10 protein-coding genes are annotated in these 13,340 nt (G+C 42.8%); 2 read left to right on the forward strand and 8 right to left on the reverse strand.

Going from position 1 to position 13,340, the window contains the following annotated elements:
* Window positions 1-8: 8 nt before the first annotated feature.
* The 6 genes from NST58_RS21400 to NST58_RS21425 form a co-directional block, all read right to left on the reverse strand.
* Window positions 9-932, reverse strand: coding sequence for an ABC transporter permease subunit (locus NST58_RS21400; protein ID WP_339244161.1), 924 nt, complete (start codon window positions 930-932; stop codon window positions 9-11).
* A 112-nt stretch (window positions 933-1,044) separates the two neighbouring features.
* The gene (locus NST58_RS21405) at window positions 1,045-2,649 is read right to left on the reverse strand and encodes a glutathione ABC transporter substrate-binding protein (RefSeq protein ID WP_076129894.1); all 1,605 of its coding nucleotides are present in this window, start codon (window positions 2,647-2,649) and stop codon (window positions 1,045-1,047) included.
* Window positions 2,650-2,738: 89 nt separating this feature from the next.
* Window positions 2,739-3,743: an asparaginase gene (locus NST58_RS21410; RefSeq protein ID WP_076190548.1), complete on the reverse strand. Its 1,005-nt coding sequence runs from the start codon at window positions 3,741-3,743 to the stop codon at window positions 2,739-2,741.
* 28 nt (window positions 3,744-3,771) lie between these two features.
* Window positions 3,772-4,929: an ROK family transcriptional regulator gene (locus NST58_RS21415; RefSeq protein WP_076218480.1), complete on the reverse strand. Its 1,158-nt coding sequence runs from the start codon at window positions 4,927-4,929 to the stop codon at window positions 3,772-3,774.
* Window positions 4,930-5,396: 467 nt separating this feature from the next.
* Window positions 5,397-6,059 carry an MgtC/SapB family protein gene (locus NST58_RS21420; protein WP_094903188.1) on the reverse strand — a complete coding sequence of 221 codons (663 nt, stop codon included), beginning with the start codon at window positions 6,057-6,059 and terminating at the stop codon, window positions 5,397-5,399.
* A 147-nt stretch (window positions 6,060-6,206) separates the two neighbouring features.
* Complete coding sequence (locus tag NST58_RS21425) at window positions 6,207-6,761, reverse strand: GNAT family protein (RefSeq protein ID WP_339244162.1); 555 nt, start codon at window positions 6,759-6,761, stop codon at window positions 6,207-6,209.
* Window positions 6,762-6,947: 186 nt separating this feature from the next.
* Between NST58_RS21425 and NST58_RS21430 the strand changes: the two genes are divergently transcribed.
* Window positions 6,948-7,343: a DUF2871 domain-containing protein gene (locus tag NST58_RS21430; protein WP_076129897.1), complete on the forward strand. Its 396-nt coding sequence runs from the start codon at window positions 6,948-6,950 to the stop codon at window positions 7,341-7,343.
* Between the two features lie 58 nt (window positions 7,344-7,401).
* Here NST58_RS21430 and NST58_RS21435 read toward each other — a convergent pair whose 3' ends face one another.
* On the reverse strand, window positions 7,402-10,050 hold the full coding sequence (locus NST58_RS21435; protein ID WP_339248791.1) for a glycoside hydrolase family 6 protein: 2,649 nt from the start codon (window positions 10,048-10,050) through the stop codon (window positions 7,402-7,404).
* 453 nt (window positions 10,051-10,503) lie between these two features.
* Here NST58_RS21435 and NST58_RS21440 point away from each other — a divergent pair, with 453 nt between their 5' ends.
* Window positions 10,504-10,932 (forward strand): VOC family protein, encoded by a 429-nt coding sequence (locus NST58_RS21440; RefSeq protein ID WP_076183122.1) that lies wholly within the window; start codon window positions 10,504-10,506, stop codon window positions 10,930-10,932.
* A 64-nt stretch (window positions 10,933-10,996) separates the two neighbouring features.
* Here NST58_RS21440 and NST58_RS21445 read toward each other — a convergent pair whose 3' ends face one another.
* On the reverse strand, window positions 10,997-13,339 hold the full coding sequence (locus tag NST58_RS21445) for an ABC transporter permease (RefSeq protein WP_339244163.1): 2,343 nt from the start codon (window positions 13,337-13,339) through the stop codon (window positions 10,997-10,999).
* Window position 13,340: the final 1 nt, after the last annotated feature.

Consider the following 13,340-nt stretch of genomic DNA (forward strand, 5'->3'; position numbering starts at 1 on the left):
CGCATTAGCTACTGAGAAAACCTTATTTTCGGATTAAGTACGCCATACAATAAATCTACTAATAGATTGATAAGAATAAATTGTGTAGCAAACAGAAGCAGTAAGGCTTGAATGACTGTATAATCCCGGAACAAAATGGAGTCTACTAGCAGCCTGCCAAGACCCGGAATACTGAATACCGTCTCAACCATTACAGAGCCGCCGAGCAGGAACCCAAACTGAAGTCCAGCTACGGTAACCACCTGAATCAAAGAGTTGCGCAGCGCATGCCTGCCGATAACAACATACTCGCGTAAGCCTTTTGCACGTCCTGTACGGATATAATCCTCCCGAAGAGTCTCCAGCATAGATGACCTAGAATAACGGGCCAACATAGACATAATCCCCATCCCGAGTGTAATGGAAGGAAGAATATAGGACTTCCAGGAATCAACACCACCCGTTGGAGACCAACCAAGCTCTACCGAGAAAATTTGAATGAGTACCAAGCCTAACCAAAATCCAGGAATAGACATCCCTGAAATGGCTGTCAACGTCCCTAAATGATCCGGCCACCGATTGCGATAAACGGCTGAAACCACGCCAATTAGAAGACCAATAATTAGAGCCCAGGCCATACTAAGAAAAGTCAGCCACAACGTAGGCATTACTCTGCTTTCCAGCATGTCAGTAACCGGGATCCCTGAACGGATCGAATTGCCCAGATTCCCACTTAGCAGATCACCCATGTAGTTTATGTATTGCTTCCACAAAGGCAGATTGAGACCCAGCTGCTCCTGAATTCCACGAATCTCTTCAAGCGTGGCATCTTTACCGGCAATAAGTCGGGCTGGATCGCCTGGGATTAAGTGAATAAACAAAAAGACAAGCACCGATACAATGAACAACAGCGGAATAACCCCGAGGAGTCTTTGTAAAGCATATCTACCCAACTCATAAGCCCCCTTCAGTATCGACAAATGATTTAGTGAGGCCGCTTCCCACCATACTACAGAAGCGGCCTCGTTCATTTCTTGGGATATTAAACCTAACGTTTGTTTAGCATTATTTCACTTCTGCATTCAGGACATTAATGGAACCATCCGGGAAGACCTTAACTCCTTCCAGATACGATCTTTTGCCTGAGATGATTTGGTCGACGCCCATGAATGCCCATGGAGCATCTTCCCAAATTGTTTTTTGAATATTGCCATAGATGGATTTAGCCGCTTCTGGATCAACAGATTTATTCGCCTCAGCGATCCATTTGTCTACATTTTCATTTTTGTAATAGGCTGTATTTGAGCCAGCAGGCGGGAACATTTCACTACTGAACAACCCTCTGGTTGCACCATCTGCATCACCAGAAGACGGAGACCAGCTGACATACCACATTTGAATTTTCGCTTCTTCTGGTGTCTTAGCAGAGTTAATTTGGTCGGACAACGTGCCGCCTTCCATGGATTTCACGTCTACCTTAATCCCTACAAGTGCTAGCTGTTGCTGAATAAATTGCATACCCTTCATAGTTTCGGATTCATTTTCACCCCAAATTTCGGTTTCGAATCCATCAGGATAACCTGCTTCAGCAAGCAATTGTTTAGCTTTTTCAATGTCATAGTCATAACCTGTTTGCGGGGAATAGTATTGTGTTTTGGAAGACATCGTGGAATCAAGCTTAGCACCAAGACCCGATTTCACAACTTTGATATAAGCTTCTTTATTGATAGCATAGTTAATGGCTTGACGTACCTTCACATCATCAAAAGGTTTTTTCATCGTATTTAACGTTACATAACGGACAATTGTCGAATCGATGGTATCTACAGTAATTCCTTCAAGACCTTCAACCTCAGATACTTGCTCCGTTGGCATTGGATAAATGAAATCCGCCTCGCCGGTTTTTAGCATGGCTATCCGTGATCCATTCTCTGGTACAGGTCTAAAGGTCACACTATCCACTTTTGGCAACCCCGCTTGCCAGTAATCAGGGTTCTTAACGACAACCAAGCGGTCGCCTTGCACCCATTCTTTGAACTTAAATGGACCCGTCCCTACAGGATTTTTTGAAATATCGGTGCCATTTTCTTCTAAAGCTTTCGGACTAATAATTGGTGCCATAGCTACTTTATTTAAAAATGCGTTGTACGGCTCGCTGAGTGTAATAACCACGGTTTTAGCATCAGGAGTCTCCACTTTCGCTACCTTTGCGAAGCTTTTGCGCAGTCTCAGATTGTTCTTCTCATCTTGAATACGGGCGATGTTTACTTTAACCGCTTCAGCATTAAAGTCAGTACCGTCTTGGAATTTAACATTCTCTTGCAGCGTAAACGTGTAGACCAACCCGTCTTCACTTATGGAATGGCTTGCGGCAAGAACAGGAACCACGTTCATATTCTCGTCAAAACCCATCAGACCTTCGTACATCGTTCTGGCAGCGCTGATTGAATGCGTATCGCTTGCGTTATGAGGGTCCAGCGTAATAAAGTTAGAATTGATGGCAATTACAATGTCTTTATCATTCTTTGTAGTTGGGGTGCTAGTTTCAGTTCCACCAGCAGTATTGCCTTTTTGTCCCTCGTTGCTCGCTTTGTTGCCGCACCCTGCAGTCACTACTACTGTAATAAGCAGCAGCATGAACATTGACCATACTTTTCCTTTTGCTTTCATTTTTTACACTCCCCTATTCAAACGATGTATTAGAAAAGCTTCTAGTCCGATTAATCACCAAACTTGAAGATTATTCTTGACCTTATGCTCTAGATCTCCCATTGAAATACAGCACGGCGTTCGCCGACTACAGTACCGCCATCATTAACAATCGTGTTAGGCACGAGTGCATATAGGCGATCAATTGTGTCTTGATTGCTGTAACCAATACGTTCTAGAATCGATGCGATAATACATGGCCAGACTTGTTCTGATCCGTCGGATACTTTCAGTGATATACCCATTCGTTCCTTACGGAGTCCGATACCGTATACCCCTTTTGCTCCACCTTTAGCCGTCAGATTGTCATCCTTCAGGAGCTCTGAGCATACAAATTTCGTGTCAGCAATCATAACCGGGTTATCGTTCATAAGTTTTGCAATGACAGCGGCTGCGTTACGTATATCCGTATCCTCAATTAAATCGGGACACGCTAGCTTTAGATAGGAATAAGCGATTTTATGAAGCGGAAGTGCGAAGATAGGAAGTCCACAGCCATCAATACCTTGCGGGATGGACGCTTTGGGAACTTCAGCGATATAAGCCATCATCTCAAGAATCTCCTGTTGTACAGGATGGTTAGGATCGTAATAAGTGTTTATATCCCAACCCATATATTTGCTAAGGCCCATTAAGCCTGCATGTTTGCCTGAGCAGTTATGAAAGATTTTACGAGTGGGCTCATTTGCCCGGTGACGTTCTGCTTTGGCTTCTTCATTCAGCGGGTATGTAGAGCAGCAATGAAGTGACTCTTCTTTTAATCCCATTTTCTGAAAAAGAGCTTCAAGCGCTTCAATATGGAAGGCTTCTCCCCGGTGTGAAGCGGTAAACAGCGAAGCTTCTTTACTTGTCAAACCATATACTTCATCGATCCGGCGTTTCATTACCGGCAAAGCTTGGAATGGCTTAGCAGCAGAGCGAAGATAAGTCATATGCTCCGGATCGCCTGCTTTGTACAAAATGTTGCCCTTCTCATCAACTACACTAACTGCACCATAATGCACATTCTCCAGCAGGCCACCACGATATTCTTCTACCAATGTTGTAAATCCCATCTGTACAACCTCCCCAGCAGTAGTTAATTTAATCTAAGGCAAAAAATCGATTCTGCGATAAAAGTCCCGATCCTATAATTACACCCTTCTCATTCAGCAACGAGCGATGAATCGTAAAGGAACCACGAAGCGGCTCCCAGGTAAAGCGCGAGAGGTACAGCTGCTCAACTTCTTCGTATATATCCGGGAATTTGTCCACGAGTTCTCCACTTAAAATCACGCTGTCGGGGTTATACATGCATACGACATTATTAATGGTGATGGCCATATACATGAGTGCACGGTCGATCAAGTGAATCGCCCATTGTTCTCCTGCATGTTTTGCTGCGAATAACTCCTCAATCGTACGGATCGGGCGAATCCGATTAGCTTCAGATAATAAAGAACTGATATTTATATAGGTCTGTAAACAGCCCGCTTTGCCGCACTCACACATCATTCCGTTAGGATCCACTGTCGTATGCCCAATTTCACCCGCACTGTTCATCACCCCTCGATAGATCTCTCCCTCGAGAATCATCGCAGAGCCCACGCCTTGACCGAAACCCAATAATGCCGTACGGCTGGAGCCGACTGCAGCTCCTTTAAGATGTTCAGCAAGAGCCCTTACTTTCAGCTCATTGTCCACAGCGATTTCAAAACCTGTCAGCTCTTTCAAGCGTTTGGCTAACGGCACATTTTTCCATCCTAGCTGAACAGAGAAGACAACAATTCCTTCTTCGTTATTCACAATGCCGGGAAGTCCAACGCCAATACCCACGATACGTGTTCTGTCAATCACATGCTGCTGGAACAATTGCTCAATGGCTTCATGAATCCGTTCCAGCGTTCGATCCGGGCTTTCGTCTGGTGTACGGGGAAATTGACTACTGCAGATAAGCTGTCCTTGTAAGTCCACAATTCCAATAGACATAAGACTGCGATCCAGTTCAACGCCAACCGATAATACAGAAGCGTCCATCATACCTATTAACGTTGATTTCCGACCTAATCCTGATGATACCTGCTCTGAATCGAGTAAATATCCTTCCTCCGTCAACTCTCCGACAATTCGACTTACAGTCGTAGGACTCATACCAGTCTGTTTAGCAATAGAAGCGCGAGAAATCGGTTGTTGATTTTTTATAATTTCGAAAACCGTTAAACGATTTTGTCGCTTCATAAAATCCTGATCGTGCTTTTTCACGGGCATTCTCCTAATTATTTTCTCCAGTGCATTAATTGGATTAATAAACCACAAAAACAAGAAATTATTTGCAAATAAAGCGCTGATAATGTATTCTTTGATTTAAATTTTAATTTAGTTTCTCCAGTGATGGGATTAATAATAAAGGGTCATGGTTTATGTGTCAATATAAATGACATATTTTTTATTTAAAAATAAATGTAAGCGGTTAACGAAAGATAACCAACACAAAAACCACTCAATATATAACACAGACATAACATATAAGCCCATGAATTAGCATTTAATTTGAATCTTGAACCTAATAATTGGAATAGAAAGACTGAAAGTGGTATTTTGCTTGGATTAATGTGAGGGTGTGTGAATCGATGGTAAATTGAAGGTAACACTCGCATCAAAAGGAAACTCTCAAAAAGGAGGTAGCTTTTGATGCGAAGTGAGTTAGTTACATCGAAGGTGCTAAAAAATCATTGAAACTCAACGGTCTTAACCGCTGCGTCCTCTTGGATCATCGATAACAATTGTACTGGATTAAATGATTCAGGCAATCTTACAACGATTTCTACGTTTAATTCGGATTCTACACTGTTATTTTCAGCATGAAAACTTAGAACAGCGATTTTGTGTTCTTTAAGCAACTCTTGAATTCGGCCCATAGCGCCTTCTGTGTTAGCTAGACTTATAACGAGCTGTTGGGTTTTTGGTGCGGCCAGCCAGCTGTTACGACTGTGTAAGATCTTTTGCCCAAGTAAAATGATTATCGTTGCTCCTACGCCAAGAATATAAAGACCAGACCCTATAGCCATGCCCACTCCGGCTGTTGCCCAAATCCCTGCAGCAGTAGTGAGCCCTTTGACTGTGTGTCTTTGCATAAAAATCATTCCTGCGCCCAAAAAACCTACTCCGCTTACTACCTGAGCAGCTATCCGAGCGGGATCAAGAGAAAGATTAGGCCAATCCGCTTGATCCTGAAACCCATATTTGGAGATGACCATCATGAGTGCAGCACCTAAGGCCACAACAAAATGTGTTCTAACTCCAGCTTCTTTCATCCGGCTTTTGCGTTCATATCCAACTAATACGCCACAAATTCCCGCGCCAATTACACGAAGCAAATACTCAAACTCCATACCTTCACCTTCTTTCATCATGATATGTATGTTGGATTAGTACCACGTAGGATAAATTCGATAATCTATTTATTGTATCACAAACAAAAAACCATAATACGTCCTCTCGCATTATGGTTAACTCGCATTTTTTTAATTTTATACTTCTTAGTTCGTATCGGAAGCTAACAAAGAGCAAATCTCCGCATCTACAAATCTACCTTTTTCAAAAAAAGATTTGCGCAACAATCCCTCATACTTAAAGCCCGCTTTCAAAAGAGACTTCTTGGAGGCAATATTAGCCGGATCATAAAACGCCTCAATTCGATGGAGCTTCATATGCTCAAAGCCATACGCAATAATAGCTGTCAGGACTTCCGTCATCACACCCTGCCGCCAATAAAGTGGAGATAATTCATACCCAATCTCTGCTTTGAAATTTCTGTGCGCCCAGTTATGATATCCGCATGAACCCATCATTATATTATCCTCACGCCTGGCTATTCCCCAGCGAATACTTTGTTTGCCTTTGAAACGTTCATCCCATCTTTCGATAAGGTTGATCGCTTGCTGTATATCGGTAAAGCTATCCAGATCATAATACTGGGTCACTTCATCTTTTGAAAAATAATTATATATTTCTTTAGCATCATCCAGTGTAATTCTTCTCAAAATAAAGCGGTCTGTTTCGAGCACAGGAAATCCTTCAACGTTATCGATCATATTTTCCTTAAGTCTCCTCTCATTTCTCTAGTAGTACAGTTCGTCGTGGAAAGTGAAACTTCCTTTAGGATATAATGTATTTTATAAACTAGTGATTTTTTTCACCTTGTAATCATTTGTTCATATTGCGTTCTTAATTGCTTGATACACTTCAATCATAACGATAACTACAAAGGAGATATTCTTATGAAAAAATTGTATTACACGTCTTTTTTCTATGCAATTCTTGGTTTGATAGCCGGAGTGGCCTATCGCGAAATTACTAAAATGAATGATTTCACAGGAGATACTATATTAGTTGCGCTTCACACTCACATTCTAGTCTTAGGATTCTTTTTCTTTATTATTGCTATGATCTTAGACAAGTTATTTAATATCCATGAGGCTAAATCTTTTGGTGCATGGTACATTGTCTATAACATTGGTCTTCTAATCACGATTGGTGCAATGGCTACACGTGGAATGCTGCAAATTAACGGCAGTGATATTAGCTTCCTGCCCCATATTGCGGGGCTTGGTCACGCCATTGTTGGGGCTGGAATCATCTGGCTGCTTGTGCTACTCGGTAAACGAATTAAATAATACAGAAAGAGCCGCCTGGATCACTCCAGCGGCTCTTTTAATTATCCCCTGCTTTCCGTTACGGAGCAATCCCCCATACGAGAGCATCACTTTGATAAAGCGTCACTTTATCCCAGTTAGTATAAGCAGTTTTAGTAGCATCAAAGGAGTAGTCATTGGCTTCGTTAAAATTAGTCCAATCTGATTTATATATTCTGAGTTGAATATCTCCGGACTGGCCTCCAGCTGGAATGGAACCAGCCGAAGAAGTAAACGAAAGTTCAACGTAAGTGTCTGCATTCGTGCCTGTGTTGTCTGCAAAGGCGACTTGAACATTATTATTGCCGATCTGTGCCCAATCAATTGTGCCATTTAACGTCTGATTACTATCTTTAGTGAAATAATAACGGATTTTAAGATCGCTTAAGTTCACTGCGGTTGTGCCGTTATTTTTAATATTAAAATAAGGTTTGATCTGATTGTCTGTCGCATTAGTATCTCCCGCCCGATACTGCAACGTCAGACTAGTTGCTGCCGGAACTTGTGGAACAGCACTCGCTTGTGCCGAATTCACACTCTCTCCTGTACTATTGGTTGCGCTTACAACATAGTAATAGGTTGTTCCGTTCGTTAAACCCGTGTTAATGTAGCTCGTTGCCGTTAGCCCTGTTGCTACAGTGGTATACGGCCCTCCGCTTGTGGTTGCACTTTTCACAGTGTAACTAGTCGCACCACTGGATGCACTCCAGCTCAGGTTTACTTTTGCATCTCCTGCTGTCGCTACCAAATTGGTTGGCGCCGCGGGAACAGTCGCAACTGCTGCTGGAGCCGCACTCGCTTGTGTAGAATCCGCACTCTCTCCCACACTATTGGTTGCGCTTACAACATAGTAATAAGTTGTTCCGTTCGTTAGGGCGGTGTTAGTGTAGCTCGTGGTCGTTAGCCCTGCTGCTACAGTAGTGTACGGGCCTCCGCTTGTGGTTGCACTTTTCACAGTGTAGCTAGTCGCACCATTGGATGCGCTCCAGCTCAGGCTTACTTTTGCATCTCCCGCTGTCGCTACCAAGTTAGTGGGTGCCGTCGGAACAGTCGCCACTGCTGCTGGGGTCGCACTCGCTTGTCCCGAATTCACACTCTCTCCCACACTATTGGTTGCGCTTACAACATAGTGATAGGTTGTTCCGTTCGTTAGGGCGGTGTTGGTGTAGCTCGTTGACGTTAGCCCGGTTGCTACAGTGGTGTACGGCCCTCCGCTTGTGGTCGCTCGTTTTACGGTGTAACTAGTCGCACTGCTGGATGCCGTCCAGCTCAGGCTTACTTTTGCATCTCCCGCTGTCGCTACCAAGTTAGTGGGTGCCGCTGGAACTACAGTGCCCCCTCCGTTACTCAGAGGAATTACAGGGTAAGCATTCTGTACCAGCTGAACAAATTGATCATGGAACCAGTGGCCTGATACAGGCGCATTAGGTAATGCACCGGTCAGTGTGCCGCTTGAGCTGGTATAAGTCGGATCACACATTCTGTCAAAGCCCTTGCCCTCATTATTTGGAATGGCACTGCTGGAGCCGTCAGATTCTCCCGGAGGTTTCACCCAGACGAATGCATCCAAATGTGAGGCTGCATAACCTGCGGGTGCTGCTTGTGGAACTTCTCCAATTCCGGCACCGCTGGCATTACACCAATTGCCCCGATGGAGACGTTTATCAATCCGACCGGAATCCGCATAAGCGTTAACGGTTGTTCCGCTTGCACTAGTCGGACGATTAGGTCCTCCCCACCCGTTACGGGAAGTATCAATAAGGAAGCCGATCGTGGAAGGCCAACCTTTTGCTACAAAACCTGAATACAAAGCTGCTGTGAAATCAGCTTCATCAAAATACGGATTCCATTCATAATAACTTGCAGAACGAAGCTGCTGGCTGCCTATCGTAAGATTCGGATCTGGAAGATTAGGTTCTACTAGTGGAGTGGTATTGGCTGTATTCGTAATGAATCCATCGACACTAGCAAGTCCAGCTGTAGTGCCTGACACAACCGAAGTAAAGAGGTCGATAGCGGGGCCACGGTTAGTATCCCATCCGAGCCAGCCGGAGTGACCAATATCCATGTAAGTATACACATTTGGAATGGCATGGAGAGCATTTAAAGTGTAACGTGTAGCATCACGGTAAATATTCGTGGAGTTAGCTTGAGCACACTGTGGTGTGCTGAGATTGGTAACAAGATTCGGAAGCGAATCCGGCTCTACGATAGTCACTATCCGAATGTCACTATATTTGGGCTTTGCAAAAATACTGGCGATTACGTCAACATAATCTGATTTGTAGGTTGTCAAACCCGCTGCTGTCAGTGGCAGCTCGCCATTGGAGGCCAAAGCGTGGCAATCCCGCCCAGGCATATCATAAATTACGAATGTGGCTGTAATCGGCGTGTTTGGTTGCTTTTGCGCGAGTACGGAATCTAATGTTTCCTCAAGACTTTTTCTGCCTCCGTTTTCTGTCCCGCCATAAATTGCAGCAATTCGATCCAGCCATACGGCTGTCGGATATTTTTTAATGGTCTCCATCTTGGAAACTAAAGTACTATCGGTAACCTGAGCAATAGAGGTATCAATCAGTGCGGCATAATCAGGATTAACATATGCTGTAGCTCCTACAAACGGATTGTCAACATGCGCCTCACTGGCATACGTGGTAGAAGGAGCATATCCGGTGATAACTAAAGCCATGATCGTAAGCAATAACAACATTTGCTTCCTTAGTGCTTTTGTCATTTATTATTCTCCTTTCGACAATTAAATAAATTCGTAAATAATTTATTAATAGCCACGCGATGCTACAATTGCAGTATTCACTCCTTTAAAGAATGGTCACCTCCTCTATGCCTTACCCGCACTCATCATCACCTCCCCTCCGTTTTAAAGATCTAACAAGAGCCTAAATCCCCTAACTATTTAACATAAATATAATTTTATTTAATTTATAGAAAATTATCCCTTTTCTTGAATACTACCATATCCTATTTTTAATTAGAAGATAGTAGATGAAATAAAAGTTTAATAATGAGACTATAAGAATATTTGTTTATAAACTGGTAAATGATACAATGTGGAAGTGACAAGGTATTTTGAATTTTAAGTATTTTCGAAGTAACGCTAACAAACCTTTAAGGAGTGGAAAAAATGTCTATCGATGTTTATCTTAATTTCAATGGGAATTGTCGTGACGCAGCAGAGTTTTACGCAGAGGTGTTTGGCACTGAACGACCACAAATCATGACCTTTGGTGAAACACCACCCGATCCCAATTTCACTCTTCCTGAGGAAGCTAAAGATTTGGTTATGCACACCCGCTTGAATATCGAAGGCAGTAATGTAATGTTTTCTGATGTTTTTCCAGGTATGCCTTTTATCGAAGGAAACAATATTAGTCTTTCCGTAGTTAGTAAGGATTTAGATAACATAAAGAAATATTTCGATAAGCTTCAAGAGGGCGGTAAAGTAGTTATGGAACTGCAAGAAACCTTCTGGAGCTCTTGTTATGGTAGTCTAAAAGATAAATTCGGCATCGACTGGCAATTCAATTATGATGACGGACGAATAAATATGTAATAAAAAAACAACGGGCATGGAGTAACTAACCTCCTGCTCGTTGTTTTTTTGTTTTTCGCTTAAATTAGTCCATAATCAAATCGTACACACTAACCTTCCGAATTCGCCGGGCAACAAGCATAGACACCGCATAAGCTACTACTAGAATGGCTGCACACAATAGCATTACTTGAGGCAAACTAACCGCCAGTTGGACATTATAAATCCCTAAACTCGAGAGCAATAGTACAAACGCTGAGTCTGAGAAAAAATACCCCCCTATGCTCCCCAAAGCTACTCCCACCACAATCACCGGAAACAGACTAAAGGTAATCTGCGTCATCAGATTAAAAGTGGTATAACCCATTCCTTTAAGAATGCCGAACTCACGTTTCCGCTTCAGAATCAAAGTCTTAATCACTAAATACAAAATCAGACTGACTACTATAATCGTCACCACAGTGATGACTGCTGTCATAGAAGATACTGCGGCAGTGAATGTACTGAGCGTACTATCAACCGTTTCTCGAATGTTAGTAATGTTCCATTGCTTAGGGAAGCGTGCTTCCAGATCCTTCACAAAAGCTTGCGCATCTCCCCCCTCTTTCAGATACACATTGATGGACAGAGGGGTGTACTCCGGTTGAAGTCTTCTCATTCCATCACCGGTCATACTCGCCACCATTCCAAGTTGGCTAATCTGCTGGCTTAAGCCAGTAACCAAATAATTCTCCGTCACACCATTAAAAGTGATCGGGACCTCGTCCCCTATTTCTGAATTTTCCAACTTTGCAATAACACCGGAAATCACAATTTCATTATCATAAATTGGCTCTCGCCCTTTGTATATGGTTTGTGTCTCCAGCTTGCTATAATCGTCAGATACCCGGAGCATAAAGCTGGTGTTCTTAATCGAAGCGACCATGCTATCCAATACAGTCAACTTTTCAACCCCTGGCATGGCTTCTAATTCTGTAAACTTCCCCTGCTGTAGGTCACCGTTTTTCGGCAATAACAAAAAGTCGCTGCGTTCTATACCTACCAGTTCTATAACTGCTGAGGTGTCTCCCTTAAAGTTGAAATTCAATATAGAGCAAAAAATACTAGAAAAGGTTAATCCGGCAACGATCAATACGATCATCATATTCTGTTTTGCCTGCCTTACTAAAGCTTTAAGGCTTAAGCTGAATTGCAGATTCATCCGGGATGTTTCGAGTGGAATTGGGTTCCGCTTGAAATTGTGAGTGAGGATTCCGCTCTGCAGAGCTGTAATCGGAGTAATGTTCCGAATTCGCCGGCTCGACAGATAGGTAACAAGTAGCACTAGTCCAGAGACAATAACCAAACTAAGCACTGCACTGACCCCTTCAAAGGATATTGGCCACAAAAGTCCGATTGAAGACGAAATCATATTCCCTACCAACGGCATAACCAGCCCAGATAACCCGCCTCCCGGTATAGCTGCAATGATGGAAACTGAGGTGAACTGTAGCAGAAGCGCATTTTTAATCTGCCATGAAGTATAACCGTTAGCTTTTAAAATACCGATGTTCGTTAAATTGTCTTCAATATGCCCCAATATTTGAAACCTGATGACAATAAGCGAGATTAGAACCATAATCAGTGCAAACACGATTAAAATGGCTGCTAAAAGATTAACAAAAACACGGTTCCCTTGGAGCCCAACCTCTGCCCGCATGACTTGAAATTGATCCGTACTTCCTGAGGCAAAAATCCGCTCACTAAGCATTTGCTCCAGCTTTACATCCTTTGAAGGATCGGTTAAATCTGCTGATAGAAAGCTGTACTGAGCTTCAGTTCCAAGACGTTCCCCCAACTGTTTATAACCTTCATCAGTCAAAAAAACTTTTAAAGCTCCATTAGTTAACGTCCCTAGCAACGGCTCCTCAATAAAGCCACCTATGGTATAAGAAAATGAGTTATTATCGTATACAAAAGTAAAGGTATCCCCAAGGTTATACCCCGATCCAACATGGAACAAATAAGGCAAATAGATCATATTTGCATCCTTAGATCCTGGCGGAGTCGTTGTCTTGAACAGTCCCTTGGTCCGCGGTGTATCCATGTTAAGAATTATAAAAGCTACCGTAGTGTCCGTTTGTCCGTACTTCATTTTAGCATCTGCTAACAGAATTGCTGCTTCATTCTCCCAGGATTCTGTATATGAATAACTATCCACAAGCTCCTCATACTCTTCTAGATAATCATCTTTTGGAAAATATGCACTTATTTCTGGAGTCCTTAATTCAGTCATTTTTTCTTGCTGGAAGGAATTGAGCTTCAAAATGACCGTAAGACCAATGTTCAGCAGCAGCACAGCTATCATGATAAGAATGAAGAGCGTAACCGTAGCACTTTTTCTTTTACGAATATTGGACCAAGCTAATTTTCCTATTAGGCTGCTCATC

The sequence above is a fragment of the Paenibacillus sp. FSL R10-2796 genome (assembly GCF_037965315.1).
GTDB classification, from domain to species: Bacteria; Bacillota; Bacilli; order Paenibacillales; family Paenibacillaceae; genus Paenibacillus_AQ; species Paenibacillus_AQ odorifer.